The 26,425-nt window shown below is 46.7% G+C and carries 28 protein-coding genes, 2 tRNA genes and 1 pseudogene; 13 read left to right on the forward strand and 18 right to left on the reverse strand.

All coding sequences use genetic code 11. The annotated features are described in order from the left end of the window. Positions 1 to 57 precede the first annotated feature (57 nt). The 7 genes from pyk to ABDK92_03990 all read right to left on the reverse strand — a co-directional run bounded on the left by pyk (position 58) and on the right by ABDK92_03990 (position 8,282). Positions 58 to 1,488 carry a pyruvate kinase gene (gene pyk, locus ABDK92_03960; GenBank protein MEN3185779.1) on the reverse strand — a complete coding sequence of 477 codons (1,431 nt, stop codon included), beginning with the start codon at positions 1,486 to 1,488 and terminating at the stop codon, positions 58 to 60. A 6-nt stretch (positions 1,489 to 1,494) separates the two neighbouring features. Continuing rightward, positions 1,495 to 2,319: a Gfo/Idh/MocA family oxidoreductase gene (locus ABDK92_03965; protein MEN3185780.1), complete on the reverse strand. Its 825-nt coding sequence runs from the start codon at positions 2,317 to 2,319 to the stop codon at positions 1,495 to 1,497. A 181-nt stretch (positions 2,320 to 2,500) separates the two neighbouring features. After that, positions 2,501 to 3,775: a DegT/DnrJ/EryC1/StrS family aminotransferase gene (locus tag ABDK92_03970; GenBank protein ID MEN3185781.1), complete on the reverse strand. Its 1,275-nt coding sequence runs from the start codon at positions 3,773 to 3,775 to the stop codon at positions 2,501 to 2,503. A 276-nt stretch (positions 3,776 to 4,051) separates the two neighbouring features. Next, the gene (locus ABDK92_03975) at positions 4,052 to 4,468 is read right to left on the reverse strand and encodes a GtrA family protein (GenBank protein MEN3185782.1); all 417 of its coding nucleotides are present in this window, start codon (positions 4,466 to 4,468) and stop codon (positions 4,052 to 4,054) included. Beyond that, positions 4,437 to 5,393: a glycosyltransferase family 2 protein gene (locus ABDK92_03980; protein MEN3185783.1), complete on the reverse strand. Its 957-nt coding sequence runs from the start codon at positions 5,391 to 5,393 to the stop codon at positions 4,437 to 4,439. The genes ABDK92_03975 and ABDK92_03980 overlap by 32 nt, the downstream gene beginning before the upstream one ends. Before the next feature lie 4 nt (positions 5,394 to 5,397). Continuing rightward, entirely contained in the window at positions 5,398 to 7,074 is a 1,677-nt protein-coding gene (locus ABDK92_03985) for a glycosyltransferase family 39 protein (GenBank protein ID MEN3185784.1), read from the reverse strand. Beyond that, positions 7,071 to 8,282 carry a hypothetical protein gene (locus tag ABDK92_03990; protein MEN3185785.1) on the reverse strand — a complete coding sequence of 404 codons (1,212 nt, stop codon included), beginning with the start codon at positions 8,280 to 8,282 and terminating at the stop codon, positions 7,071 to 7,073. Before ABDK92_03990 ends, ABDK92_03985 begins: the two co-directional genes overlap by 4 nt. 205 nt (positions 8,283 to 8,487) lie before the next feature. Here ABDK92_03990 and ABDK92_03995 point away from each other — a divergent pair, with 205 nt between their 5' ends. From ABDK92_03995 to ABDK92_04005, 3 genes are read left to right on the forward strand one after another with little or no spacing between them, the layout of a single operon-like run. Then, on the forward strand, positions 8,488 to 9,759 hold the full coding sequence (locus ABDK92_03995; protein ID MEN3185786.1) for a phenylacetate--CoA ligase: 1,272 nt from the start codon (positions 8,488 to 8,490) through the stop codon (positions 9,757 to 9,759). Between the two features lie 12 nt (positions 9,760 to 9,771). Then, positions 9,772 to 10,200, forward strand: a complete 429-nt coding sequence (locus tag ABDK92_04000; GenBank protein ID MEN3185787.1) for an ACT domain-containing protein — start codon at positions 9,772 to 9,774, stop codon at positions 10,198 to 10,200. A gap of 23 nt (positions 10,201 to 10,223) precedes the next feature. Then, a complete protein-coding gene (locus ABDK92_04005) occupies positions 10,224 to 10,697 on the forward strand; it encodes a hypothetical protein (protein MEN3185788.1) in 474 nt (157 codons plus the stop codon). A gap of 14 nt (positions 10,698 to 10,711) precedes the next feature. Here ABDK92_04005 and pckA read toward each other — a convergent pair whose 3' ends face one another. From pckA to ABDK92_04025, 4 genes are read right to left on the reverse strand one after another with little or no spacing between them, the layout of a single operon-like run. Beyond that, positions 10,712 to 12,268, reverse strand: coding sequence for a phosphoenolpyruvate carboxykinase (ATP) (gene pckA, locus ABDK92_04010; GenBank protein MEN3185789.1), 1,557 nt, complete (start codon positions 12,266 to 12,268; stop codon positions 10,712 to 10,714). Between the two features lie 25 nt (positions 12,269 to 12,293). Then, entirely contained in the window at positions 12,294 to 13,034 is a 741-nt protein-coding gene (locus ABDK92_04015) for an ATP-binding cassette domain-containing protein (GenBank protein MEN3185790.1), read from the reverse strand. 1 nt (position 13,035) lies between these two features. Next, the gene (locus ABDK92_04020) at positions 13,036 to 14,010 is read right to left on the reverse strand and encodes an ABC transporter permease (protein ID MEN3185791.1); all 975 of its coding nucleotides are present in this window, start codon (positions 14,008 to 14,010) and stop codon (positions 13,036 to 13,038) included. A gap of 56 nt (positions 14,011 to 14,066) precedes the next feature. After that, positions 14,067 to 15,029: a sugar ABC transporter substrate-binding protein gene (locus ABDK92_04025; GenBank protein MEN3185792.1), complete on the reverse strand. Its 963-nt coding sequence runs from the start codon at positions 15,027 to 15,029 to the stop codon at positions 14,067 to 14,069. Positions 15,030 to 15,200: 171 nt separating this feature from the next. On the opposite strand from ABDK92_04025, the gene ABDK92_04030 reads away from it, so the two are divergent. The 4 genes from ABDK92_04030 (at position 15,201) to ABDK92_04045 (ending at position 17,368) form a co-directional block, all read left to right on the forward strand. Further along, a complete protein-coding gene (locus tag ABDK92_04030; GenBank protein MEN3185793.1) occupies positions 15,201 to 15,998 on the forward strand; it encodes a dienelactone hydrolase family protein in 798 nt (265 codons plus the stop codon). Between the two features lie 42 nt (positions 15,999 to 16,040). Next, positions 16,041 to 16,116 (forward strand) — tRNA-Lys (locus ABDK92_04035). A gap of 160 nt (positions 16,117 to 16,276) precedes the next feature. Further along, positions 16,277 to 16,720 (forward strand): hypothetical protein, encoded by a 444-nt coding sequence (locus ABDK92_04040; GenBank protein MEN3185794.1) that lies wholly within the window; start codon positions 16,277 to 16,279, stop codon positions 16,718 to 16,720. Positions 16,721 to 16,771: 51 nt separating this feature from the next. Continuing rightward, a complete protein-coding gene (locus tag ABDK92_04045) occupies positions 16,772 to 17,368 on the forward strand; it encodes a hypothetical protein (GenBank protein ID MEN3185795.1) in 597 nt (198 codons plus the stop codon). Between the two features lie 84 nt (positions 17,369 to 17,452). Here the strand turns inward: ABDK92_04045 and ABDK92_04050 are convergent. Both ABDK92_04050 and purC read right to left on the reverse strand, forming a co-directional pair. After that, positions 17,453 to 17,528, reverse strand: a tRNA-Arg gene (locus ABDK92_04050). A 13-nt stretch (positions 17,529 to 17,541) separates the two neighbouring features. After that, a complete protein-coding gene (gene purC / locus ABDK92_04055; protein ID MEN3185796.1) occupies positions 17,542 to 18,564 on the reverse strand; it encodes a phosphoribosylaminoimidazolesuccinocarboxamide synthase in 1,023 nt (340 codons plus the stop codon). Between the two features lie 144 nt (positions 18,565 to 18,708). Here purC and ABDK92_04060 point away from each other — a divergent pair, with 144 nt between their 5' ends. The 6 genes from ABDK92_04060 (at position 18,709) to ABDK92_04085 (ending at position 21,859) form a co-directional block, all read left to right on the forward strand. Beyond that, positions 18,709 to 18,840, forward strand: coding sequence for a hypothetical protein (locus ABDK92_04060; GenBank protein ID MEN3185797.1), 132 nt, complete (start codon positions 18,709 to 18,711; stop codon positions 18,838 to 18,840). 61 nt (positions 18,841 to 18,901) lie between these two features. Then, complete coding sequence (locus ABDK92_04065) at positions 18,902 to 19,753, forward strand: extracellular solute-binding protein (GenBank protein ID MEN3185798.1); 852 nt, start codon at positions 18,902 to 18,904, stop codon at positions 19,751 to 19,753. Positions 19,754 to 20,177: 424 nt separating this feature from the next. Continuing rightward, positions 20,178 to 20,567: a hypothetical protein gene (locus tag ABDK92_04070; GenBank protein ID MEN3185799.1), complete on the forward strand. Its 390-nt coding sequence runs from the start codon at positions 20,178 to 20,180 to the stop codon at positions 20,565 to 20,567. A gap of 21 nt (positions 20,568 to 20,588) precedes the next feature. Beyond that, positions 20,589 to 21,053, forward strand: a complete 465-nt coding sequence (locus tag ABDK92_04075; GenBank protein ID MEN3185800.1) for a sugar ABC transporter permease — start codon at positions 20,589 to 20,591, stop codon at positions 21,051 to 21,053. Beyond that, entirely contained in the window at positions 21,050 to 21,226 is a 177-nt protein-coding gene (locus ABDK92_04080; GenBank protein ID MEN3185801.1) for a hypothetical protein, read from the forward strand. Before ABDK92_04075 ends, ABDK92_04080 begins: the two co-directional genes overlap by 4 nt. Positions 21,227 to 21,496: 270 nt before the next feature. After that, the gene (locus tag ABDK92_04085; GenBank protein MEN3185802.1) at positions 21,497 to 21,859 is read left to right on the forward strand and encodes an ABC transporter permease subunit; all 363 of its coding nucleotides are present in this window, start codon (positions 21,497 to 21,499) and stop codon (positions 21,857 to 21,859) included. Positions 21,860 to 21,862: 3 nt separating this feature from the next. On the opposite strand, the pseudogene ABDK92_04090 reads toward ABDK92_04085, so the two are convergent. The 5 genes and pseudogenes from ABDK92_04090 to ABDK92_04110 all read right to left on the reverse strand — a co-directional run. Further along, positions 21,863 to 22,747 (reverse strand): annotated as a pseudogene (locus tag ABDK92_04090) (ribokinase). A 91-nt stretch (positions 22,748 to 22,838) separates the two neighbouring features. Continuing rightward, the gene (locus ABDK92_04095) at positions 22,839 to 23,801 is read right to left on the reverse strand and encodes an NAD(P)-dependent oxidoreductase (protein MEN3185803.1); all 963 of its coding nucleotides are present in this window, start codon (positions 23,799 to 23,801) and stop codon (positions 22,839 to 22,841) included. Between the two features lie 3 nt (positions 23,802 to 23,804). Then, positions 23,805 to 24,770, reverse strand: a complete 966-nt coding sequence (locus ABDK92_04100) for a phosphoglycerate dehydrogenase (protein MEN3185804.1) — start codon at positions 24,768 to 24,770, stop codon at positions 23,805 to 23,807. Continuing rightward, positions 24,767 to 25,636, reverse strand: coding sequence for a carbohydrate ABC transporter permease (locus ABDK92_04105; protein MEN3185805.1), 870 nt, complete (start codon positions 25,634 to 25,636; stop codon positions 24,767 to 24,769). Before ABDK92_04105 ends, ABDK92_04100 begins: the two co-directional genes overlap by 4 nt. Positions 25,637 to 25,641: 5 nt before the next feature. Beyond that, the coding region (locus tag ABDK92_04110; GenBank protein ID MEN3185806.1) for a sugar ABC transporter permease at positions 25,642 to 26,425 on the reverse strand (784 nt) is incomplete at its 5' end.

The following is a 26,425-nucleotide window of genomic DNA, read 5'->3' on the forward strand; positions in this document are numbered from 1 at the left end:
TTCATCTCCAATTAAAAAATAACAGAGGAAACACGTTTATATGGCTTAAAATTATTCCTATTTAAATGGATCCCCAATACGGTGCAAGCGAATAAGGTTCCCACTCCCGAGAAAAGGGGAACTGGTCACAAAAACGACCGGATCCCCAGCGCGGACAAAATCCTCTTGAAGAAGCATTTCCTCTGCCCTCCTTAAACGATAAAAATCATCGGCATTCGTCTCCTGAGGAAGCATCCGAGGAAAGATACCCCAGATCAGAGCCAGTTGTTGAAGGGTCCTTGGGTTGGGGGTAAAGGCCACAATCGGGATAGCCGGACGAAGTTGAGAGAGAAGAAAAGCCGTAAAACCTGACTGGGTGAAAACCACCATAGCCCGGGCCTGGATATCACAGGCCGCACGGACAGCACCAGCGACAATGGCTTCAGGGAAAATACCCCTTGGTTCATACACCACCGGTATGCGGAACAGAAAATGTTCCTCAGCATTGGCAATAAGCATGTGCATGAATTGGGTAGCCTCTACAGGATATCGACCAGTAGCAGTCTCTGCCGAGAGCATTAAAGCATCGGCTCCATCTAAAACCGCATTGGCCACATCTGTTACTTCAGCTCGGGTGGGGCGGGGTGATTCTCGCATCGACTCGAGCATCTGGGTTGCCACAATGACGATTTTTCCTTTTTTATTGGCTGTATCCATGAGCTTCTTCTGATATACCGGAACCATTTCCAGGGGAGTCTCGACTCCGAGATCTCCTCGAGCCACCATAATACCCTCAGCAACTTCACAGATCTCTTGAATCGAACAGATCGCCTCGTATTTTTCTATTTTGGCTATCAGCGGCACAGGCGGAAGATTTTCCCTTTTCATCCACTCTTTGATGCGCACAATATCTTCGGCATCTTTGATAAAAGAAACAGCTACATAATCAACTCCAATTTCAGTCCCCGTACGGAGGTCAATTTTGTCCTTTTCGGTAAAGGTTCGGACTGAAGTTCGGACCCCAGGAAAACTTACCCCCTTACGGGAACGTAACCATCCCCCTTCGAGAACCTGAGCCATAAGCTTTGTTGATGATTTTTCAACAACTTTTAACCGGAGACTGCCGTCATCAAGGAGAATATCGTCTCCATCCTGTAAATCTTCAAGGAGCTTTTCGTAACGCACATAAACCTGGGAAGCCGTGGTTATACCATTACCCGGAAGGACCTCGACCTTCATCCCTGCACAAAGCTCTACGGCCCCATTTTCAACCTCCCCAATCCGAATTTTCACTCCCTGAAGATCCTGAAGAAGGGCTACAGCTTTGGAACAAGAACGAGATTCTTCCCGGACCATAACTGCCACCTCACGGTGCCAGGATGGTTCTCCATGGGAAAAGTTGAGCCGAGCCACATCCATCCCAGCACGGATCATTTCTCGAATAACCGTTCTTCCCTCCGAAGATGGACCAATGGTGCAGATGATTTTGGTTCGGCGTAGCTTAGGCAAGTGATATCATCCTTCTTTCTTGACCAGATCGGTATATGATCCCAATAACTGTCGAGTTTCGGACTCCAATTTCTGCACTGATTTCCGGTACCGTTCCTCCTCGGATCCAGCGACTGAACGCATCAACCTCTCGAGGATAACGGGACAACGAGACTGAAAGTTCAATTGAATCTTCCGATATCCTAATTCTTCACGCTTTTGAGCTGCATCATACTCTGTGGAGTCCTCCTCACACAAAAAGAGGTTTCCTCCACCATCCTGGCCAATTGTATTTTCAACTAAAATTGCACCTCGCGTTTCATAAATTTCAAGGACATCTCGGACTGCTCGTTCTGGAATGTTGAAGTAGTTGTCAATTATCCCTTGTGCTCCCTTCCCAAATTTGAGAAGGACTGCGGTAATATCCCCAACCTCATGGGCGTGGACGATAGCGTCAAGGAATCCAAAAACCGCTTTCGCCTTTCCCAAAAACCACTCCAGAAGGCCAACACAGTCTCCTACCATATCCATAAGCACTCCTCCACCGAGCGCCTTGACCTGTCTCCAGGTAGAAGGAATAGGTGGGTAACGGCAAGTTAACTGAGCCCTTCCGACTACAAGCTGTCCCAGGATTCCTTCTGCAACCACTCTTTTGATCTCACGATGGTATACATTATAACGCATCATATAACCTACGCTGAGCAGAAGCCCCATTTTTTCAGCAAATTTTGCCATTTCTTCTCTCCGGGCACGATTCAAAGCCAGTGGTTTTTCGCAGAGAACGTCCTTGCCCTCCCGGAGCACAGCCACCACTTGTTCATAGTGAGCGTACACCAGCGATGCCACATACACGGCTTCAATATCCTCCTATAAAAGGCAAGATAAACTTGTACCGTTTCTTCAAGGACCCTCTGATCCACATCCATAAGGGCCACGATTTCTCTATATTGCGCATACTTTTGAACCTCTCTTATGGTTCGTCAACGAGCAATACCCCCAGCTCCAATCACGACGAAACGGACTTTTATTACTTTTACTTTTTATAGTACGCATACACTTTTTCAAAAGCCCGCACCATGAGTTCAACATGTTCGTCTTCATAAACAGGGTGACAGGGGAAACAAAAGGTTCGTTCCTCCAAAAACGCAGCATTGGAACAGAATACCCTGTCGTAGGCTACCGAGTGCGGATTGGTGTACTCGATCGACCGGAAAGGAAATTTGGTTCGTCCAAAACCATTATGTTCGAGAAACGCTTTTTCGCGGTACATCTGCGGCCAGAGAACTGGCACCACCGGTACACCCTCAGCCTCGACTGCTTGCCAAAATTCCTTGATGCTACAGGAAATTTTGTTTATGTCAAGGACAATGGGAAAAAGCCAAAAGGAGATAAACTTTCCTTCTTGTTTATGTGGTGGGAGACAGAGAACTGCCTCATGCCCTGAGAATGCTTCCAAGAGTTTTTCTCCAATAGCCACCCTTCGGGACCGGTTCCAGGAATCGAACCGTTCCAGCTCACACAGTCCAATAATCGACTGGATTTCCGTCATCCGGTAGTTGAATCCCACCCGCTCGTGGATATAGAAGAGCTTTTTTTCCAGCTCAAGAAGTCGTAATCTTTCTTTCACATCATATCCGTGATCTCGAAAAGAACGGGCTCTCCAAGCAATTTCTTCGCTATCGGTGGTGACACACCCACCCTCTCCCCCGGTCGTGAAGTGTTTGGACTGGCAGAAACTAAAACATCCGGCATGGCCAATACTTCCCACTTTTTTTCCTCGGTACTCACTTCCATGGGCCTGAGCACAATCTTCAATGACATAAAGACCGTGTTTTTGGGCGATATCCATGAGAGCATCCATATCGCAAGGGATCCCATAGAGGTGTACCGGAAGGATGGCCTTCGTTCGAGGTGTGATTTTCTTCTCCACGTCCTCCGGGTCAAGGGTGTGCGTTTCTCGCCGTACATCAGCAAAGACGGGAATAGCCCCAGCCTGGAGTACACAAAAAGCCGAAGCAATAAAAGAATAGGATGTCACGATGACCTCATCGCCCGGGCCAATCTCACAGGCAGCCAGTGCAGTGTGTAAAGCCGAGGTTCCATTGGTGGTGGAAATTCCAAATTGACATCCACAGTATTCAGCCCACTTCCTCTCAAACTCCATACCCTTTGTCCCAGTCCAATAATTCACCAGACCCGTTTCCAAAGGCCTCAGCGCTTCTTTTTTGGTTTTTTCTGAAAAGGCTGGCCATACGGGAAACGGGTTTTTATTCAGTGGTGCCCCTCCCAGAATCGCTAATTTTTCCATGTTTTCCCTCCTTTACCCAGATTTTTCCTCAATTTAGTATACTCCGCAGCGAAGAAAGAAAACAAGCACAAAGTACTCCAGAAAAAGGTTCACATAACAATAAGCAAGGAATCGTTGTTACCGTGTTGACCATTTGGTCCAGAAAGACGAATCCATCAAATCTTTTCGATAACTACCTCGACGCCCGAACTTTGTATTTTTAATACTGGAACAGGCAAATGAACAATGTGGCCTCAGAACACCCAAAGACGAAAAAAGCGAAAAAACAAAGAAACATCACCTCTTGTTTTCGGCAAACACCCAGAACTTACTTCCCACAAAGTTCACAAAAAGCGACCCTGAAGTGGCAAGAATTTTGCTTTCCACCACCCCCCAGTTTACCCGCCCACGGACAAAGTAAAGGAGCGTAAGGGAAACCCCCAAAGAAAGAAGGTTAACCACTCCAAATTTGACCACCTCGTTCAATTGAATTCCTTTTCGATTTTGAAAGGTCCAGAACTTATTGATAAGGTAACTATTGACCATGCCACAGGAGTAAGAAACCACCTGAGCAAGAGCATAAAATACTTGCAGGTATCCGTGAAGGAGGACAAAAATTCCAAAATCGATGAGCGTATTGGCTATTCCTACCAAACCAAATTTGACAAACTGGATGAAATCGTTACGAACGTTCATCTTTTGTAGAGGACTCACCGGTTATTTTCTCCACAATGTAGAGAGGGCGACCCTTTGCCTCATCGTAAATACGTCCGATATACTCTCCCATTACCCCCAGGATAACGAGGATAATTCCGCTGAAAAAAAGGTTAATGACGGCCAGCGAGGCCCAGCCAGGGACAGTGCTTTTCCCCAAGAGTTTACTGATGATGATCACCAGAAGATAAACAAAACTCACCAAGGAAAGCAAAAACCCAACATAAGAAGCAATTTTCAATGGTTTATCCGAAAAGGAGGTCATACCATCCCAGGCCAGCTTCAACATTTTCCGCAAAGGGTATTTAGTTTCACCGGCGAAGCGCTTTTCTCGCACATAGGGGAGAGCAACCTGGCGGAACCCAATCCAGCTTACAAGGCCTCTTACAAAACGATTTTTCTCCCGCAGAAGGCGCATGACTTCCACCACTTTCCGATCCAAAAGTCGAAAGTCCCCAGTGTCAAGTGGAATGTCAACGTTTGTCATTTTCTGCAAGAGGCGGTAGAAAAGCAGGGCTGTGAAGCGTTTGAAAAAGGTTTCCCCTTCTCTTTTGATGCGTTTTCCATAGACAACTTCATACCCTTCTCGCCATTTGGTCAGCATCTCTGGAATTACCTCCGGGGGGTCCTGAAGGTCAGCATCGATGACGATCACCGCCCTCCCTCTAGCGTAATCCATGCCAGCGGTAATCGCTGCCTGATGACCAAAGTTTCGAGAAAAATGGATTACCCGGACTCGCTGATCCTTTCGAGCGAGTTCCTCAAGAATCACGCGACTTCCATCCTGACTCCCATCGTTGACAAAGATGAGCTCATAGGATTGCCCTATTTTTTCCATAACGGTCGTGAGCCGACGATAGGTCTCAGAAAGAACGTCCTCCTCATCAAAAACCGGGATAACAATTGACACCGCGATAGATTCCATCGTTTTACCCCCCTACGTAGAATACCCAACTTGGGAGCCATTGCACAAATTGCCCAACATAGTTTTGGCTCACCACTGCTCCAGAAAGAATCGGATAGAACATGATAAACAACACCACCACAATTAGGCTGTACACCCAAATCAAGCAAGCATATGCTGAAGAACGTTCTTCCAGTCTTTGGAAGAAAACACCAATCAGAAGAATGAGAAACGGCACACACCCATAATAATGGTAAATAAAGGTAATGCGAGGCACAAAAACCCAAGGCATATACTGGGAAAAGAAACCAAGAAGAATAAAAGGTAAAAGAGAGCCCTGTCTGAGTTCCGTAAAAAAGAGAAGAGCGAGGAGTACCAATACTCCCAGCCACCAGATGGCTGGATTCCCCATGGAAACAATGCTGGAAATCATACCCTTGGAAAGCCCTTCTCCCTGATAAAGCCATATGGGCCGAACGATGATCGGCCACTGCCACCAGGGACTAGCAAAAGGGTGAGTGGCCTTAAGGTCTTTGTGATAATGGTACATCTGCTTCTGGTATCGCCAGATGTCTGCGATACTGTGACCGGGAACGAGGGTATACGGAATATAGGAAAGAGCATAAATGGAAACCGGAATAAGCACGAAGGATAACAGGCAAAAAGGCAGGAGCTTGCGCCACACCACCTCTTTAAACCAGGCTTTCTCTCGAAAACGCCTGAAGAAATCAAGGAAAAAAAGCACCATCATCCCCAACCCAGCATAGAGTACCGTCCATTTGGTGGCCGCACCACAGCCGAAAAAGATTCCCGAAAAAAGAAGAGCCTGGTAATCAATTCTGTCCCTTCTTTGGAGATACCGCAGGAGGAAATAGTACGCGCCCAGAATGAAGAAGACCACATACGTATCGATGGTAGCAATTCGAGCCTGAACAAAGCGCATAAACTCAAAGGTAAAAAGGAAGGTAGCAAAGAGGGCATGTTTTTCTCCTTGCAAGAGACGTCGCGCCAGAAGATAAAAAAGCGGAATAAGGAGTGTCCCAAAGATAACGCCCATAATCCGGAAACCAAGGGGGTTCATTCCAAAAAGGGCTATTCCCAGAGCAATGACGAGCTTTCCCAAAGGTGGATGAGTCCACTCGTATGGTTCCAGCCGGTGGAGATGCTCATATGCTGTTCGGGCATGGTAAATTTCGTCAAAATACGTTCCAGTGAGATAAGAATGGAAGTACTGTACCATATCTTGTTCATCAAAAAGATTTTCAAATCCCTCTGACACCTCCGGAAATGCTGATACCGGCAAAACAGCATGGACTGAAAGGGGATTCCTTTGCCCGACTTCGAAAAAACCAATTTCGCCAAGCATGCCCCTTGGTATATCCACAATAATCTTAAAGTACCGACCACGCCAGGTACCATCACAGTGTTCCCAGCGGAAAACCCACTCCGGTTTTATGATAGGACCATCACTCCAAGTACTGCCATCTTCGGAATATTCCGCCCGATAGGTACCCTGGCGAACGATACCACCAAAGAAGGCAATCCGCCCGACTGTGACCACTTCCCCAAGATCCACGGTGATTGTTTCTCCCTTTCTTTGTGGTTCCCAGAACGTTTCTGGCACCTTTCGTGAACCGAGATTGTAGAGAGAAATCCCGAAAGAAAAAAAAGTAAGCAATAAAACCGGTAACCACTTTTTCATCCCGTAGTTCCCTCGCTTTTCACTTTTCTCAGGAGATACCAGAAAAGGAACCCCCACAATATACCATTTATCGTTGAAATGGAGAGTAACCAACCATTAAACCGGGCAACGTGATACAACTCATAAAGTAATGCCAGCAGGAGCACAAGACCCACATTGATGAAAAAGGTTGCGCTGAGACCAACATAGAGCAACAGAAGTTTCCTTTCGGGCTCAAAAAGGTACCAGAGAAGCAGAAAGAAGAGCACCGGAAAGAGATATCTTTCGTGCATGCGCGGCGCAAGAAAGAAAACCGAAACAGCCAGAAATGACGCCACACCAAATACTTTTTCTCTTTTTTTTATCCGGAAAAAGAAAAAAGCTGACAAAAGAGTGGTAACAAGTATTCCCAAGTATCCCCAGTATCGATACGAGAGGAAAAGGAATTTTGTTTTATCGGGCATCCAGTTCCCACCTAAAAGTGCCATAAAGTTAAAGGCATTAAGAGTAGCATATGGGTAGGAACCGACGGTTCCTTGATAGATTCGAAAGACCGTCATCGGACCAGAAAAAGGAAGAGAAAGAAGAACAAACGACAAAAAACCAGTCAAAGCGCTGCGTAAAAAGACCCACAAGTCTTTCTGTTCGAGCAGGGCAAAAATCCAAAGTGGCGCAAAGAATAAGGCCTGAGGCTTCACGAGAAAAGCGAGTACCCACCCTAAGGTAGACCACTCGATTTTTCCTTCGGCGAGAAGAAAAACGCCCGCTACAAGTGGAACCATGAAGAAAGAATCAATTTGGCCCCACAGTGCAGAATTAAGGACCACTGCAGGATTAAAGACAAACGCCAGCGCCACGTAAAAACTATCTCGACGACCAACACGGTTTCCCCCCGCTTTGTAGAGGAAATAAGCCAGTACAATATCGGCAAGGAGTGCCGGAAGTTTCACTAAGATAGGGTATACTCCGGAATTAAGGGGAATACGTAACGCGTTTCGCAGTACCCCAATGAGGAAAAGAGGGTACATGTACCCCGGGGGATAATCGGCAAAAATCCCACCAGAATAGAAACCAGAAAAACCGAACCGAGCCAGATGTTCCGACCATCCTGAAAAACAGCCCATATCGGTAGGATATCCGTACACGGAAGCCCCCAGAATGAAACGCACTCCGAGGGCAACCCCGAGAAACATGAGAATCGTCCAGGAATACCGGGATTCTTGCTCCACTTCTTTTCTCTGTCACTCCTTCCCATGGTATTGTATCACAGTCGTTCACCAAAAAGTGCTTCATGTAATGCACTCCCAGGATACTTATTCGCCCTTTTTAAGCAATCGTTTTTCGTTGCACAATGGCATCAGAATATGAGAAAATAAAAAAAATATTCCATCGAAGGGGGAAGAAAAATTGTACTGGGAAAAGGCTATTGAAACCATGTCCCGGGAGGAACTACAAAAACTCCAGGAAGAGCGCCTTCGGCAGACTGTCTCGCGAGCAACGCAAACACCTTTTTACCGCAAGCGTTTTGCCCAGCTCAAAATAGACCCTGAAAAAATTAGAACCGCGAAAGATTTGCAGCGTATCCCCTTTACCACCAAGGAAGACTTGCGCCAGGGATTCCCTTTTGACTTTCTGGCGGTTCCCTTAGAAGAGGTAGTTCGCCTGCATTCTTCCTCAGGAACGACCGGTACACCTACGGTGATCTACCACACCACCCAAGACCTCGAACGCTGGGCGAACCAAGTAGCTCGATGCCTCTATATGGTAGGGATGCGAAAAACAGACATCTTTCAAAACATGATGAGCTATGGTCTTTTCACCGGGGGTCTGGGAATGCATTACGGAGCAGAAAAACTGGGAGCAATGACTATTCCCATCGGGGCTGGTAACAGTAAACGGCAGATCTGGTTTCTACAGTTTTTCAAAACTACTGCTGTGCACATTCTCCCAAGCTATGCTCTCCTTTTAGCACAGCTCATCAAAAGCGAAGGGCTTGACCCCAAAAAGGACCTTAACCTCCGTATTATGCTCATCGGTGCCGAGCCCCATAGCGAAGAAACTCGCCATCGAATCGAAGAATTGTATGGAGCAAAGGCTTATAACTCGTATGGTCTCTCAGAAATGAATGGTCCGGGAGTAGCTTTCGAATGTCCGTATCAAAACGGCATGCATCTGTGGGAAGATTACTACATCATGGAAGTAGTCAATCCGGAAACCGGAGAGCCCTGCCGGGAAGGAGAAGTTGGAGAGTTGGTTCTCACCACCATCTATCGCGATGCCACACCCATTTTGCGGTATCGCACCAGGGACCTCACTGCACTGATTGATGAACCGTGTCCGTGTGGACGGTTACACCGAAGAATTACCCGTATTCAGGGACGAAGTGACGATATGTTCATCTTCCGGGGTGTAAACATCTTCCCCATCCAGATTGAGAAAGTCCTCATGAACATTCCCGAAGTAGGCAACAATTACCGTATTATCCTGGAACGGGAGGATTACCGGGATGTCATGCACATTGAAGTGGAAATTAAATCAGAACTATTCTTTGGTGATTTGCAAAAGTTAGAACGGCTCCGGGAACGGATTCAGACTGAACTCCGTTCTGAAATTCTGGTAACCCCAGAGGTGATTTTGGTTGAACCTGGTTCCCTTCCCACCCAGGAAGGCAAAGCTCAGAGAGTCTTTGACCAGCGGAAAATGTAAAAGGAGGAGAGAATGGGACATCAGGTCTCGGTTTTTGCCGAAAATAAACCGGGTCGACTCGAGAAAATCACCCGAGTACTGGCCCAGGAAGAGATCAACATTCGGGCCATAACCATTTCCAGCGCCAATGGGTTTGGCGTCATCAAAATCCTGGTCGACAAACCTCAGAAAGCGTACGACGCATTGCGAGCTCAAGGAATTCCCACCTATCTTCAGGAAGTAATCGCTGTAGTAATAGAAGACAAACCCGGAAGCCTCCACCAAATCGCTCAGATTCTCACCGAAAACGGGGTCAATATCGAAGATGCGTATGGGTTTGTGGTCAAAAGCGGCGAAAAGGCGGTTCTCGTCATTCAGGTGGAAAATCAGCCCCGTGCCCAGAGCGTGCTGGAAAGAAATGGTTTCGAACTCTTAAGTGATGAAGCGATTTACCAGTCTTAATTGATTCCAAGGAGGGAAAGAAAATGAGTACACTCATCTGCTTTTTTTCGCAAACTGGCAAAACCAGGGCAGTAGCCGAAGGTATCGCCGAAGCATTGCAGGCGACCATCTCTGAAATTACGCTGACCTCGAAAGGAAAGGCAATCCGTCCCTTAGGGATAAAATGGACTGACCAGGACCTTCCAGAAATTTCATGCCCAGTCAAAGATTTAACCCCGTTTCAAGAAATTTTTCTGGGTGGACCGGTATGGGCTTTCAACGTCAGCCCGCCCGTAGTGAGTTTCATAAACCAGGCCTCATCCTGGAAAGGGAAAAAGGTGACACTTTTTGTCACTGAATTCGGCATGGCTGGCAGAAGAGCTCTCCGGACACTCCGCACTCTTCTTGAAAAAAAGGGTGCTCGGGTTGTAGCAGGCAAAATTTTCACTTCTCCTTTTAAGTCACCACAGCGTCTCAAAGAACAGGGAAAAAAGTGGGTCCGAAGTACCAAGAAATAGCGGGAAACTTCCCGCTATTTCTTGGTCAGCACCTCCCACTGGTGCTCGAACTGATGTGCTAATTCCAGAGCCTTCTCATGATACTCAGCATGGTTCTTCCAGCTTAAGGCGGGATTCAGGATAGAAGCAGGAATTCCAGGTAATTCTCCGGGAATTAAAAGGTGGAAAATTGGTTCCCTTTCAAACGGTACATGCTCGATGCTCCCATCGATAATAGAACGCACAATGGTTCTGGTATGGTCGATATCAATTCGTTTTCCAATGCCGTACGGCCCTCCAATCCAGCCAGTATTGACCAGATACACCCGAGGTGAATATTTTTCAATACGTTTCCCAAGCATTTGGGCATAGACCTGTGGCCGAAGTGGCACAAACGGTGCTCCAAAACACACCGAGAACGTCGTCTGTGGCTCAATGATACCCCGTTCAGTTCCAGCCAATTTGCTGGTATATCCCAGAAGAAAATAGGATACCGCCTGCTCCTTATCGAGCTTGGCAACCGGTGGCATCACTCCAAAGGCATCCGCGGTCAGGAAAATGACCACCTGAGGATGTCCAGCCATCCCCGGAATCAGCGCATTGGGGATGAATTCTACGGGGTAACTCACCCGGGTATTTTCCGTATACCGGGCATCACTGTAATCAGGACGGCGAGTTTCCGGATCCACGACCACGTTTTCCATGATGGCCCCATAACGGATGGAATCCCAGATCTGGGGTTCTTTTTCCCGGGAGAGATTGATGCACTTGGCATAACATCCCCCCTCAAAGTTGAAAATCCCATGTTCCGACCATCCATGTTCGTCGTCACCAATCAGACGACGAGTTAAATCTGCAGAAAGTGATGTCTTGCCGGTTCCGGAAAGTCCAAAGAAAATTGCCACATCCCCTTTTTCGCCCACGTTTGCCGAACAGTGCATGGGGAAAACCCCTTGAAAAGGGAGCAAAAAATTCATAACCGTAAAAATAGCTTTCTTTATCTCTCCTCCGTAGGACGTTCCCCCAATGATGACCATCTTCCGGCTAAAATTGATGACTACAAATGCTTCAGAACGAATTCTGTCTTTGGCTGGATTAGCCTTATACGAAGGGGCACAGATGACAGTAAATCCTGGCTGGAAAGTACTCAACTCTTCCCTCGTAGCCCGTAAAAACATATTCTGTACAAACACATTCTGGTAGGCGTATTCGTTAATAAAACGAACCGGCACCCGGTATCTGGGGTCAACTCCAACAAACCCATCATAAACGTACACATCCCTTCCCTGAAGATAAGCACAGAGGTTCGCATATAATCGTTCAAATATTTCTTCAGATACTGGTATATTCACCTTACCCCAGTCAATGCGGTCATGCACCTCGGAATCATCGACAATATACCGATCCTGGGGTGAACGACCGGTGTATTTTCCGGTCAAGACATTCAGAGCCCCGGTAGAGGAAAAAATACCCTCTCCTTTTCGAATGGCGTGTTCCAATAATTCCGAGATAGAGAGGTTGTAAAAGACCCTACCAGGATAAAAAATACCAGAATTTTCAAGACTATACGAGGGAAACTGCGTATCAACCATCTATCTAATCCCTTTCTTTTTAAGGTCAAATCATCAACTTGGTAATTTCCTCGACCGAGGTTTCCTCCTTAAGGTAATCACCAATTTTTTCGCCATGGCTCAGTACCACAATTCGGTCAGCTACCGGATACACATGGTAGAGATTATGTGAGATAAAGATACTCGAAATCCCCTGTTTTTTCAACTCCCGGATAAATTCTAGAACCTTTTCCGACTCCTTCACCGAGAGGTTATTGGTCGGTTCATCCAGAATGACCAATTTTGATTTAAAATACATTGCCCGAGCAATCGCGACTCCTTGCCTTTGGCCACCAGAAAGTTCGTCCACCAAGGCATGCGGTGAACGCAATCGCAAGCCCACACCCTCGAGTGCTCTCATGGATTCTACCTCCATCTTAACAATGTCGAGATATCCCAAAGAAGCGACCTTCACCCGAGAGAGTTCTCGTCCCATAAAGATATTTCTCATAATACTCATTTTAGGAACCATTGCTGCTTCCTGATAAATGGTTTCGATACCAAGTGCTCGGGCTTCTCGAGGGGAGGTAAAATGCCGTTCTTCTCCTTCAAAAATAATTTTCCCCATGTCCGGGGGGTAAAAGCCAGAAAGAATTTTGATTAAGGTTGACTTGCCGGCTCCGTTGTCTCCCACCAAACCCACAATTTCACCATATCGCACCCCAAAGTTTACACCCTTTAGAGCACAAACTCCTGCAAACCATTTATGGATGTTCACCATTTCTACCAAATATTCGCTACCTTCCATCTTAGCACCTCAGTTTCTTCGCTCGTTCTCGAACAAAAATATTGAGAATCACCGCCAGAATCGTGGCGATCCCAATGAAAACTCGAAACCAGTAACTCGGAGCCCTGGCCATGATTAAGCCATTATCAATCATCCGAATGAGAAACGATCCCACAACTGTTCCAATTAGAGTTCCCACTCCCCCACTCAATGCCGTTCCACCAATCACGGTGGCGGCAATAGCCTCCATTTCCAGACCGCTTCCCATGGAAGGGAGGGTGGTCTCCAGACGGAATGATTGAATAATGCCTGCGAAACCAGCCAAAAGCGAACAAAGCATAAAGTTAACCAGTTTTACCCGTTTCACATCGATGCCCATGGCTCTTGCAGCAGTCTGGTTTCCTCCACTGGCAAACATCCAGTTTCCGAAATCAGTCCGTTCCAGGATAAACCAGAGAATAAGGGTAATAATCCCAAACCAGAAAAGTGAGACTCGGAGAATTCCCATTTTTCCTACCAGTACCCCGGTAAACATCCCCACCGGAAAAGGTGGAGGCCAGCCACCAGTGAGAAGCAATACTCCCCCTCGCCAGATAAGCATAGCTCCAAGCGTGGTGATGAAAGAAGGAATACCAAAGGTTAAGGTAACAAAACCATTCAACGCCCCAAGGCTGGCACCAATGATCAGGGCACAAAGGACCGCTAGAACTGGGTTCATACCCCAGTCCATAAAAAGCGCCATCATAATGGGGCAAAAGGCAAAAATAGACCCTACCGAAAGGTCAAATTCCCCCGTAATCATGAGCATGGTCACACCCAGTGCAACAATACCGAGCTCTGGGATGATTTCAAGCACCACACCGACATTTTCTTTACTCAAAAAAAGCGGCGCAATGGAAAAAAAGACGATAATTACCACAAACAACATAATGAGACTACTGGTTTCCCGAAGAAGCAACGCTTTCTTCAAGCTCAAAACCAAGGAAGATTTCCTCATCTCAACACTCCTTTAAAAAGAAAGAGGGAGGAATGATTCCTCCCTCTACTGGCCTTTTAACGAACTCGTTTTTGCGAAAGTTCCAAAACGAGATCCACATTGGATGCATCAACCACAGCGTTACCCGTGTTTACATCCCAGGCACTCAGGCCATATTCCTTCATGAGATACAGCTGGACAACAGGTAAAAATCCCTGAAGATATGGTTGCTGGTCAATCGTCAATTTGATATACCCACTCTTAATTTCTGCCAGAACTTCTGGTACAAGATCAAATCCTCCTATCGCGAGCTCTCCAGGCTTATATCCTAAATTCTTTGCCGCTTTTGCTGCCGAAGCATGGTTGTACTCCACAGCAATGACTCCCTTGGTTTTTGGGTTGGCCTGGAGATATGCCTGGATTCGAGACTGAGCCACATCCATTTTCATGGTCGTATCCAAGCGCTCGTATGTGTACCCCACTTCGTCCAGATACTGGGTAATCCCTTTAGCCCGTTGCTCTGCCCATACTAAACCCGGTCCACCAACACTGATCAAAAAGTGATATTTTTCTCCCGTCGGAAGACCCTCAGTTACTTTCTTAGCTAAGAAGTATCCCGCTTGAACAAGATCTTGTCCAACGTAGGACAACCTCGCGTTTCCTTGAGCTCCTTCTGGGTCATCAGTGTTCGAACAGATTACCGGAATACCCGCCTCGAGAGCCTTTTTAATCACTGCATCAAACATTTCAGGATGTGGGATGGTAGCGATAATTCCATCCGGTTTTTGTGCCAGTGCCGCTTCAAACTGAGCAAGTTGCGCGGGAAGATCCCCCTCTTCTTTGGGCCGCACAAACATAAAATCAACGTTGAGAAGTTTGGCAGCATCCTGTGCTCCTCGATATACTGCCGCCCAGAAAGGATTTTCTTCTCCAGCATGCGAAATAAAAGTAAAACGATACTTTGCCGCCCAAGCAACTCCACTAAGAGAAATCATTGCCAAAAACACAAAAATTAACGTTAACCCAATAACCCTTTTCATGCTGTTCGCCTCCTTCTCATCTTTTGATAAATCTCTTTCGAAGGAACACCTTTTGTAGTCCTCTCTCACCTCCTTTCCCAGTACTTATTTTATCAAAATGCCATTCGGAATAAATCTGGTATAATATCGTCATCGTCGCTACAGAAAAATTATAGCAAAAGTCTATACGAGGTGACCATAACAAGAAATGGGGATATCCACCTTTCCCTCAACGCTACCGTATATAAAGAACACAATCACTACACCATCTTTCGCCTGGAACTCGTACCCCGTCTTCCTGCCCTGTTTTTAAAACCTCGAAGGTTTCCGCCTCCTTATCCTACCTTTTTCTTCCTCCACTCTTATCGGGGTAGCAAAGAAAATCTCCTCCCTCTGGCCCAAGAACTGGCCCGAAATGGTTTTGCAGCTTTGGCCATCGATATGGAATACCACGGTAAACGACAACAAAAAGGAAAAGACATCTTGTCCTGTGACTTTGAAGACGACTTTCAGGCATTTAAGAGGACTCTCGAAAACTCGCTCTACGCCCTCCAATTCCTTGAAACGTATGATGAAATCGATGGAAGTAAGCTCTCTTTTGTAGGAGTAAGCCTCGGTGCCATCTTGGGGGTAACCGTTTGTAGCACATACCAGCGCTTTCAAAAGGCTATCTTTATCGTTGGTGGAGGAAACTTCGAAACCCTGGTCCAAGAAAGCATGCTCGATTCCATTGTTGAAATCCGTTATCACCTCTTGAAAGAACGAATCCCCCTGCACGAAGCCCTGCGTAATTTCGCCCCCTTTGAACCGTTTCTTTTCCTTAACGCCACCCCTGACGACATCGTACCGCAAAAATGCAACTTTGACCTTTACGATGTCGCCTCGTCCCCCAAACAGCTTCGCTGGTTTCCAGCAGGTCATGGTCTCCTCTTTACTCCAGCTTTTCGCGTCCCCCGTAAGATTGTTGAATTCACTTTGGAAAAATATTGACAGCACTGTGTTTTTAAGCTATATTTTCAAAGCTGAATAGGTGGGCCGTTAGCTCAGCTGGTAGAGCACCGGACTTTTAATCCGGGTGTCGAAGGTTCGACTCCTTCACGGCTCACCAGATTTTTCAAACTTGGTATGATTGCTCCTCAAGGAGATTCATTTTTCTCCTGTAGTTTGTACACAACGGCACAAGACCTCTTTTCACCGCAAGGTGGTCTAAGATTTTTTTAACTTTTTCATCCTCCCGAACTAAAATGACTTTTAAGGAGGAATGCCATTTGAAAAAATTCGCTTTTTTCCTTGTGTTTCTGTTAGGCTTCTTCTGTGGTTTTCCTGCGTTTCCTCTAACCACGGAAATTTCTCAGGATGAAGTTATCGATGAAACCGCCCGCTTGACTGGCCTATCTAAGGATATCTTGGAGCTCCTTTATGAGGAGGTTCCCTCCCTTTTTGTGAACCTAAAACGCACAGCATTTACAGTAAAGATGCTCCACCTTTTCGTTAGCGCCCGGGATGGGGAAGCAATTGTGGAACTCTTGAGCCGTTCTGCCGATGCATCGCGCTCGGCACTCTTATCTGGCCCATTCAAAACTTTTATAAACGCAGCCAAGGCATACAAAACAAGCCTGGAAGCCATTCGGGACTATGTCTTCATTCCTGCCCTTGATGAGTCCACTTACCAGAATTATCGTTCATCGCGCCTTATGACTGGAAACAGGTAGACAACAGCTTCCCTTGAAATGGCTACCGCAAGATGGAACAGCGGATACTATATGATTCGAGATGCTATGTATCGAGAACTACTTCACCAAAAAGGTTACGACGCACAAACTATCGGGACAAAAACAGAACAATACCTGCGTTCCCAAATTGATCAATTCTGGACGGATACCCTGGAATTCCGTTTTCAGCAGGAAATTTTAATCCAGAATAAAGATGTCATCGCTACAGCCCTCTGGCAAGACGCGGCAGAGGATCTTGTGCGCCTCCGCCAGGAAGCCCTATTAAGAATGATAATGCCAGCTCCCACTTCAACCACCTCTCGTTCGACTCCAGCCGTATCTTCTGTCAAAGATAAAGTAGAAGCGTCAGAAGAAATTCTCAATGCATTTCTATCCCTGTACCCAGATTACCTCAAATGGTTCTACAGGACTACTCCGTTCTCGCGGGTAGAACTCATTGTCAATGCTGAAGCAACCAAAGAAGGTAAATACCGCTTAGCGTACCGGCTCTGGCAAACAATTCAGGATGGACTACGGAAAGGTGAAGAATTCGTCGCCGTCTCTTTCGAAGCAATTCGCACCACAGAAGAACTGCAAGTAAGCCTTGAAAGCATGAAGGAAAGCTTGCAGAAACAAGAAGGCTACTAACCCGTTTGAGTCTTACAGTCTTATAAGAAGGGAAATAGAAATGGAAATTGGCTCAAAGCCTGATGCAAAAACCTCCCTAACCCCTGGTGCGCCCGGCGGGAGTCGAACCCTCAACCTGCGGTTTAGGAGACCGCTGCTCTATCCTTTGAGCTACGGGCGCACCTGTATTCATTTTAAATCAGCCGTTTCATTTTATCAACAATTTCCTCCAGAGAAGGAACCCCAGGAAACCATTCTCGGTTAGTAAGGTCCATAGCAATGCGCTGATAGAGGAAACTAATGAGATCAAGGAGTGGAGAAGGTAAAGGTAGAGGTACACTTTTAACCAGGCCCTTCCAGCCGGTAGGACGTTCTGTCTTGGCTTTCTGGATTTCTTCGTACCAGGGAGTTTTGCGATAAAATGAGCGGGCTATTTCTTTGCTGACCTCGAAGCCCTGGTAGGTAAAGCGACATTCATCGGGGGTACCGAGGACATCCACGAGAACAAGGTTCCGATTACCATCCATAGCGAATTCAATTTTACCATCTTCATTGGTTAAACCGATGCGCTGAACTTCTCGAGCGATAAAATTACCCACCACACGGAGCAGGTTCTTAATTTGTGTGACCTCTTCCAGGGAAATGATACCAAATTGAATAACTTCGTTCCAGGTGAGGTATCGGTCCTGTTCCTCGAGTTTGGTGGAAACATCGAGAATCGGAAAGGGGAGGGGTTTTCCAGACTCGGGTATCTCTTTCAGACCATATTCAGCAAGAGTGATCTTCCCTTCCCGCAGGCGCCGAAGAAAACTCGATTCCTCCGGAAGCGTGTGACGATAAATGAATTCAAAGGGAAGAAGAAAATTGCCCTGGACATCCTGGTAAAGGCCATAGTCGTAGTGACCTTGAATTTGAGAAGGGACAACAACCCGAAACAACTGCACCACCATGATCGAAGATGGTGATTCCAGCTCGGAGAGCCTTTTTATTTTCCCCTCTTCTTCGAGACCCAGATAATGGGTTCTGATACCCATTTTTTCGAGTTTTTCGAAAAAGTGCGCCCCGATGAGGCACAGCGATTCCCCTTTGTGGGGAATGTGATCAGGCATTTCCCCCCAGTCAAAGACAGAATAGCGGTCTGAAAAGAGGAATTTACCCTTTCCTGCTGTGTCCTCCAGGGGTGAGGCAAGAACGATAAGGTCTTTTACACTGCCCATCTGTCAACCTCCCTTCTCCACTATTGTAGTTGAACAAACAAATTTGTGCACAGGAATTCCTGCCAGGGTTATAAAAATTTTTCATTTTCACAATTTTTGCTACAAAACATGATCAGATTACAAATTTTATAGGGAGGGTTCACAATGAAACGCTGGTTTGTACTGTTTCTGGTGTCTTTTTTCCTTCTTGGCGCGGTTTCTGGTGCTCAGGCTGTGAAACTGGTTGTGATCGGAGACGCAGGCCACAATTTGAAACCATTCGAGTGGTACGCATAGAGTCTTAAGAAAAAATTTGACGTAGAATTCGAGGTAATTGGTCTTCCCTTTGGAGAAGTGTATGAGAAAAAAAATGGAACTCATCGGACAGAACGGAGCTTACGACATTATGATTGTATTCCCCAAATTCCTGGCTGAATTTGCTGCCAATGGATGGCTCTATCCGCTGGATGAATTTATCACCAAGCTTAATCCCAAGATGAACGATGTCACACCCGGATACCGGGACTTCTACTGCAAATATGGCGGAAAAATATATGTTCTGCCCTATGACGGAGATATCTTAAATCTCTATTATCGTAAAGACCTTCTGAAGAACGAGGAAGAAAAAGCCAAATTTAAAGCCAAATATGGGTATGATTTGAAAGTCCCCGAAACCTGGGATAAATTCCGCAACGTGGCCGAATTCTTCACTCGTAAGAAGGACCATAAGTTGGCAGGACAAGTTTTGGAAAGAGATTTCTACGGAACAGCCTACTATGGACAAAAAGACCAGATCTTTGCCTGGTGGGGAAACATTTTCTCCAGCTTAGGAGGGGTGTATTTTAACCAAGACACCATGGAGCCAGGCATCAATTCTGAATTTGGAGTCAAAGCCCTGGAAATTATGAAGACCATGCACCAGTACTACCTACCGGATGTGTTGGCGTATGGATACGAAGAACTGAAAGATATCTTCCTCCAAGGCGATTGTTTCATGGTGGTACAGTGGCCCTGTGTGGAGAAGAAAGAGGCCGACCCAGCCCAATCAAAAATTGTGGGTAAAATCAGTGTTTCCTACTTTCCCGGAATGAAAAAGGACGACGGAACCATTTATTTCCGACCTCTCATGCCCTGTGGAAGAGTCCTGGCTGTAGCTGTAGAAAGCAAGGACCCCTGGAAAGCTTATCAGGTTATCCAGTACTCTCGGTAGAAACAAGTCTTGATGATGTCTCCACTGCTGAGACGGGTCTTGATCCTTATCGCTACTTACACTTTGCGCATCCCGAAGCCTACGAGATGTTTACCAATGTAGAAGATTCCAAGATTTACCTGGTTGGCGTACAGCAGAATATGGAAAAAGGATACCCTGAGATGGTCCTTCCTAGAACAGTGGAATATGAAGAAACCTTAGGTGTGGAAATCAGCAGGCTCTTGCTGGTGAAAAAACACCAAAGCAAGCCCTGGATGATGCAGCCAAGGCCTGGACTGAAATCCTCAATCGCTTAGGGAAGGAAAACCAGCAAAAAATGTATCAAGAGATAGTCAAAGGATGGAGGGCTGCCGGTCTCTGGGAATAAGATGGATCCTGAAACCAGGTGGATACTCCCACCTGGTTTTTTTCGGAGGGGACCAGGATGAAGAAAAGAAGGATACATTTCACTGCCCTTTTCTTTGCGCTTCCGGTGATTGCAATTCTTCTGGCGATTTCCGTTTTTCCCTTGATTTATTCTTTTTATCTCAGTCTGTGCCAGTGGGATATTGGTAGCGGCACACCTCGTACTTTTATCGTGGTGAGGAATTACTTTCGCCTTTTTACTGATGCTCGTTTGTGGAGTGCTCTCAATAATACTGGACTTGAGCTTCTTCTTGAGGTTGGTTCACAATTTCTTCTGGGGCTTATCCTGGCACTCCTCCTCAACCACACTTTCCGGGTAAGAAACCTGGTGGTGACGCTTTTTCTCCTTCCCATGATGATTTCTCCAGTGGTGGTCGGGTGTATCTGGAAAATCATCTATCACTACTAGTACGGTCCGTTAAATTTCCTTTTGGAACGCCTGAACCTGAGCACGATTAACTGGTTAGGTAGTAACCAGGTATCGATTTACTCCATTATTCTCGCTGATATCTGGGAGTGGACCCCTTTTGTAATGATCACCCTCCTTGCCGGATTGCAGGCCATTCCCGACGAACTCTATGAAGCAGCCAGAGTCGATGGAGCTACCCGCTGGAATACCTTCTTATGGGTAGTTTTGCCTCTTCTACGTCAGGTCATGACTATTGCCATACTTATCCGAGTTATGGATGCTTTCAAAATCTTTGACCTTGTTGCCCTCCTCACCATGGGCGGACCCGGACAGAGTTCTGAAACCATTACCTTTTACAACTACCTTACAGGGTTTAAATACTTCAGCATGGGTTACGCTTCGTCCATGGCGTATTTTCAGCTAGCCATTATCGTCATCATCGCCAATATTTTCCTCAAATCCTGGAAAGGGAGGGAAACCGGATGAAAGACAATCTTCGTTATGCCATCTTCATAGGAATCTTTGTTATCCTCGGTATAGTCCTCAGCCCTTTTGTCTGGAATGTGATGACTTCTTTCAAAGATAAAGGAGAATACTTTACCTATCCCCCGTCTTTATCCCTCAGTTCTTTAACCTTGAACACTATCTTCAAGGGATGAGATTAGGGGGAACCAGAGGAATTCGAGACAACTTTATTATTGCTGCTTTCACTACTTTTCTTTCTATTACCCTGGGGCTCTCGGGGCTTACTCTTTAGCCCGATTCCATATCGGAGGTGAAAACCTCGCTTTTTAGATTCTTTCGGTTCGATGATGCCTCCATTGCCTCAATCTTACCCCTTTTCATTTTTTCGTTCTTTGCGGTGGCTCAACACCGACCAGGCTCTCATCTTCACACACCTTTTAATGAATCTCCCTTGAGCTGTATGGATGATGAAGAGTTTCTTTGAAGAGCTCACTCCCGAACTTGAAAAAACCGCACTGTTGGATGGCTGTAGGAGATTGGGAGCGTTTATCCAGATTGCCATGCCCCTGGTTACACCGGGACTGGTGGTTACAGCTCTTTTCTGTTTCATGTTTTCGTGGAATGAGTTCCTCTTTGCCTTGATTCTGGGGTGCTCTAAAGCGGTTCCCATCACCATCAATATTGCCGGACTTATCAGGGGGCGCGAAATTTTATGGGCAGCAATTTCAGCAGTATCAATCGTAGCGGGCGTTCCCATCATCGTCATTGCCACCATCCTCCAGAGATACCTGGTGCGGGGGTTAACCCTGGGCGCCGTGAAGGGGTAAAAATTAATTCCTCCTCTTACGCACCCCTTTTAACCACTCTACGAACTCTTCCTGAGAGGGAAAAGATTTTTGTGTTCCCCGCCGGGTAGCGGACAGAGCAGCATAAGCTGAAACACGGTCAATCGCTTCTTCCAAGGGATAATCCTTAGCAAGAAAGAAGGCTAAAGATCCCAAAAAGGCGTCGCCTGCACCAATCGTATTTACTGGAGTGACCTCATAGGGAGAAAACCACCACAAACCCTGCTAATTTCCCAAGACCGATCCCCGTTCCTTCAAGGTTCAAAGAACATTTTCAATGTCCCTCTGAAGCAGAATTCTGATGCCTTTCTTCACCTCGTTGTACCCGGTTGAAGGTAAATCAAGAAGATTCTGAAGCTCAGTTTCATTGGGAAGGAATAAAAAAATACTCTCCAGAAGCCTGAAATCAAGTTTTTGAGCCGGAGCAGGGTTGAGAATCACCCGGCAGTTGAGCTCCCGTGCCAAGGTAATGGCACGATACACTGTTTCCAACTTGATTTCAAGTTGCAAGAGGAAAAACGAAGCTCGAGCAAGGTCTTGCTTTGCTCTTTCCACATCTTCTGGTTCAAGAAAGAAATTGGCCCCAGGAATAATAAAAATGCTGTTTTCACCTTTGAGATTCACAAAAATGGGAGCAACACCACTTGTTTTTCCTGGCAACACCTTCACATAACGGGTATCGATACCCTGCCGGGCAAAATTTTTCCGCACCAGGGGGCCAAACAAATCATCGCCTACTGCGGTAAGAAGAATCACCTCCCCACCCAGGCGGGCTACGGCCATTGCCTGGTTGGCACCTTTACCACCGAATCCGATTTTCAAATTCTCTTCCCAAGACGGTTTCACCGAACCGGAGAAATCGTTCACCATAATACGTGACAAGGTCCATCATGTTGCTTCCTATCATGGCGATACAGGGTCGAGTTTCCATGGTGCTTCCCCTTTCGAAGGTTACGTCGAACTACGCTTTCTCCATTTTCTCTTTTCGGCGATTCAACTCTCCCCGAACCCACTGGGCGTACTCAACCACGGCTTCCTCGATCCGATAACGGGGCGAAAAACCGAGCTCTTCTTTGGCACGGGAAATATCGAGGGTTTCCCCTCGAGGGAAAAGTTTCCCAGGACCGATACGAACTTCGGTGGGATGGTCACTATATTTACGGGCCAACTCGGCCAGAATCACAAAACTGGTAGCCTCTTCACTGGCAATGTTGAAAACCTGGAAGCGGGGATGTTCCTTTTTATACGCAAGCACTGTCCCCCAAGCGGTATCTTTCACGTAGGTGAAACCTAATTTCTGATCACTTCCCTTGTCTAAGGAAAGACCCTCCAGACCTTCTAATGGCCCAAGCAGGTTACGAAAGAGAAAAGTCGACTCTGAGGGTAAAAGCCCGGGACCAAAAAAGAAATAGGGACGCACAACCCTAGCATCGAGTCCGTAGTGTTTCCCATACTGGAGGGTGAGAAATTCTGCTCCACCTTTGCTGGCTCCGTAAAGGTCGGAAGGGAAAACTGGGTGGGTATCTTCCCGAGGATTATCCCTGGTTTCCCCGTATACCGCTCCAGAGCTCACATAGAGTACCTTAGGAATGCGATACAAGCGGGCTAATTCCAGAACATTCAGAGTACCCACCAGATTCAAAATCGTTCCCTGGTAAGGATTACCCCAGTACTCTGGAGTAGCCATGGCTGCCGGAGTATGGATAATTCCTTCCACATCGGGATGGTCCCGGACAACCTGTACAAGATGAGGAAAATTCAACACATCCCCTCGAAAAAAGATAAGGTTTTCTTTGACCTCCTCTACATAGTCAAGATCCCGTTTTCGAAGGTCAAAAAGAATAACCTTCTCCCCTTCCTTCCCCAGATAAAACCCCACCCAGGAACCAAGCAGTCCATATCCACCAGTCACAAGAATCGACACTGTTTATCCCCCTTCCATAGAGTTTGCATTCACGGAAAAGAGTGGTTTTTTTCCCTGCAAAACCCGAATAACATTTTCCGCTGAAATCTCATCCATCCGACACAGAGCTTCGACGCTGTCTGACGCCGTATGAGGCGTGCAGATAACATTAGGCAAAGAACAAAGCGGATTCCCCCATGGGGGTTCCACAGCATACACATCGAGTGCAGCTCCTTTAATCTTCCCTTCTTTAAGGGTGGTGAAAAGAGCCTCTTCATCGACGATTCCACCACGAGCGGTGTTCACAAGACAGGCGTTCTCTTTCATCAGGGCCAGTTCCCGTATTCCCAAGAGACCCCGGGTTTTGTCCGTCAGCGGCAAATGGATGGTGAGAAAATCGCTCTCTTGAAGAACCACTTCAAGTGATGTATACGTGATACCAAACTGTTGCGCAAATTCCAGGTTCTGCATTTCATCATAAGCGAGAACTCGCATACCAAAGCACACTCCAAAACGAGCGACTTTCTTTCCGATACGCCCAGTTCCAAGAATCCCCAGGGTTTTTCCGAAAAGTTCTATCCCTATGACACGTCCCCACTGTCGTTTTTGAATCATATTAAAAGCTACAGGAAATGAACGAGCCAAAGCCAAAATTAACCCCCAGGTGAACTCTGCTACTGCCTGGTCGTTACTCCCTGGAGCGTTGGCTACCATGACTCCTCTTCTTGTTGCTGCAGGCACATCGATATTATCCACTCCAACCCCGTGCTTGGCCACCACCCGAAGATGCAAAGCTCGCTCAAGAACCCGCTCAGTGACCGGGTCAAGACCCACGATGAATCCGGAAAACTCAGGAATAATCTCCATGAGCTGTTCTTCGGTTAAGGGATGCTGGTACGGTGGAAAAACGGGTTTAAGGCCCGCCTCTTCAAGTATTGTTATCGCCCTCGAATACTGACCAAAAAGGCTAGGGGTGATGAGCACTTTCATCCCTTCACCGCTCCCGCCACAAGGCCCATCTGAACGAAACGCTGGATGGCGATATAAAGAAAAGCAGGAATAAGACCAGCTACAAGCGCTGTGGCTGCAAGTCTTCCCGGGTCAACGATTTCTCCTCCCCAAAGAAAGAAACCAATGTGGATGGGAAGCGTATACTGGTCCTGGGTATTCAAAAGTACAGTGGCAAAGATCACATCTCCCCACGAAAGGACAAATGAGAAAATGGCCACCGTCACCAACCCCGGGGCTGCGAGAGGCAAAGTGACGCGTACAAAGGATTGAAATCGGGAGCATCCATCCACCTGCGCGGCTTCTTCGAGTTCCTGGGGAATACCCATGAAGTACCCTCGCAACATATAGGTGGCAAAGGGAATGGTGTAGGCAAGGTGAGCGAGCGTCAAACCCCACAAAGAATCGTACAACCCCAGGCGTCGCATCACGACGGTAATAGGCACCATGAGAATAAAGGGAGGAAAAACGTAGGCAAAAAGAATATAAGAGGACACAATACGCTTGCCCCGGTACCCAAAACGGGAAAGGTTAAAAGCGGCAACGCTACTCACCACCATGGTGAGGAATACGGCCAGAACGGCCACAAAAAGGGTATTCCGCAGGGGTGTCACAATGGTTGGCGAAATACTCAGCATGGTACCAGTGACTTCCACCATACTGCCTCGCCTCATGGTAAAAATATCACGAAAGTTCTGAAGCGTGGGATTACGAGGTATTCCAATACCCCAGACTTCGCCCTCCGGAGCAAATGACGTTTTCAATACCCAATATACGGGGAAAAACACCCAAAAAATTAAAAGAAGAGCTGCAACAATACGCCAAAATTTCTTTCCTCTCTTTCTCATCGTTTTCACTCCAGCCTCCGTACCGTAAGATAGATGAGAACGACAAAAATGGGAAGAATGGCCACCGCATACGCAGAGGCCAGGGGATAATTTAAACCCAGAAGAAAGGCAATTTTATAAATGGCAATGGGAATGGTGAGCGTCACATCAGCTGGGCCACCTCCGGTCATCATTTTGGGAGTGACGAAGTCTCCCATAGTCCACATGAGGGATAACCCACATACAATCCAGAATACTGGAGCCAAAAGAGGTAATGTGATAGTGATAAATTGATCCAATGCTGATGCCCCATCAATCTCAGCCGATTCATAGAGCTCCAGAGGGATAGATTGCAGTCCAGCCAGAAATCCCAGATAGAAAAAGGGCCAACCATGCCAGACATTAACGAGAATAATAGAGGGCATAGCATACCGATAACTCAACCAGTGAATTGGCTGTAATCGTAGAAGGCGCAGGAGAAAATTCCCAACTCCTCGGTAATCGTACACAAACCAGAAAAGCACACAGACCACAAAAAGCGGTAGAGCATAGGGAATAATGGCAATCCCACGCAAAATCCCTCTTCCCCAGAACTTCTGATTGAGGAAAAGCGCCACAGCAAGACCGATTATTGCCTTGATGCCCACGGCCGGAAAAGCATAAAGGATAGTGCGCTGGAGACTGTGATAAAAAAGAGGATCCTGAAAAATACGAGCAAAGTTCTTCACCCCCACGAAAGTCGGGGGTCTGCCGATAGGCATATGTTGAAAGCTCATCCAGAAAGTAAAAAGAAGAGGAACAAGGAGCACC

It is taken from the genome of Atribacterota bacterium, assembly GCA_039638595.1.
Taxonomy (GTDB): domain Bacteria; phylum Atribacterota; class Atribacteria; order Atribacterales; family Caldatribacteriaceae; genus Profundicultor; species Profundicultor thermophilus.

Excerpts from the sequence above, each read along its gene's own strand:
- ABDK92_03970 (MEN3185781.1), bottom strand. The coding sequence starts at position 3,775 with ATGGAAAAATTAGCGATTCTGGGAGGGGCACCACTGAATAAAAACCCG.
- ABDK92_03980 (MEN3185783.1), bottom strand. The coding sequence starts at position 5,393 with ATGGAATCTATCGCGGTGTCAATTGTTATCCCGGTTTTTGATGAGGAG.
- ABDK92_03985 (MEN3185784.1), bottom strand. The coding sequence starts at position 7,074 with ATGAAAAAGTGGTTACCGGTTTTATTGCTTACTTTTTTTTCTTTCGGG.
- ABDK92_03995 (MEN3185786.1), top strand. The coding sequence starts at position 8,488 with ATGTCCCGGGAGGAACTACAAAAACTCCAGGAAGAGCGCCTTCGGCAG.
- ABDK92_04000 (MEN3185787.1), top strand. The coding sequence starts at position 9,772 with ATGGGACATCAGGTCTCGGTTTTTGCCGAAAATAAACCGGGTCGACTC.
- ABDK92_04005 (MEN3185788.1), top strand. The coding sequence starts at position 10,224 with ATGAGTACACTCATCTGCTTTTTTTCGCAAACTGGCAAAACCAGGGCA.
- pckA (MEN3185789.1), bottom strand. The coding sequence starts at position 12,268 with ATGGTTGATACGCAGTTTCCCTCGTATAGTCTTGAAAATTCTGGTATT.
- ABDK92_04015 (MEN3185790.1), bottom strand. The coding sequence starts at position 13,034 with ATGGAAGGTAGCGAATATTTGGTAGAAATGGTGAACATCCATAAATGG.
- ABDK92_04020 (MEN3185791.1), bottom strand. The coding sequence starts at position 14,010 with ATGAGGAAATCTTCCTTGGTTTTGAGCTTGAAGAAAGCGTTGCTTCTT.
- ABDK92_04025 (MEN3185792.1), bottom strand. The coding sequence starts at position 15,029 with ATGAAAAGGGTTATTGGGTTAACGTTAATTTTTGTGTTTTTGGCAATG.
- ABDK92_04045 (MEN3185795.1), top strand. The coding sequence starts at position 16,772 with ATGATTCGAGATGCTATGTATCGAGAACTACTTCACCAAAAAGGTTAC.
- purC (MEN3185796.1), bottom strand. The coding sequence starts at position 18,564 with ATGGGCAGTGTAAAAGACCTTATCGTTCTTGCCTCACCCCTGGAGGAC.
- ABDK92_04060 (MEN3185797.1), top strand. The coding sequence starts at position 18,709 with ATGAAACGCTGGTTTGTACTGTTTCTGGTGTCTTTTTTCCTTCTTGGC.
- ABDK92_04065 (MEN3185798.1), top strand. The coding sequence starts at position 18,902 with ATGAGAAAAAAAATGGAACTCATCGGACAGAACGGAGCTTACGACATT.
- ABDK92_04070 (MEN3185799.1), top strand. The coding sequence starts at position 20,178 with ATGAAGAAAAGAAGGATACATTTCACTGCCCTTTTCTTTGCGCTTCCG.
- ABDK92_04080 (MEN3185801.1), top strand. The coding sequence starts at position 21,050 with ATGAAAGACAATCTTCGTTATGCCATCTTCATAGGAATCTTTGTTATC.
- ABDK92_04085 (MEN3185802.1), top strand. The coding sequence starts at position 21,497 with ATGATGAAGAGTTTCTTTGAAGAGCTCACTCCCGAACTTGAAAAAACC.
- ABDK92_04100 (MEN3185804.1), bottom strand. The coding sequence starts at position 24,770 with ATGAAAGTGCTCATCACCCCTAGCCTTTTTGGTCAGTATTCGAGGGCG.
- ABDK92_04105 (MEN3185805.1), bottom strand. The coding sequence starts at position 25,636 with ATGAGAAAGAGAGGAAAGAAATTTTGGCGTATTGTTGCAGCTCTTCTT.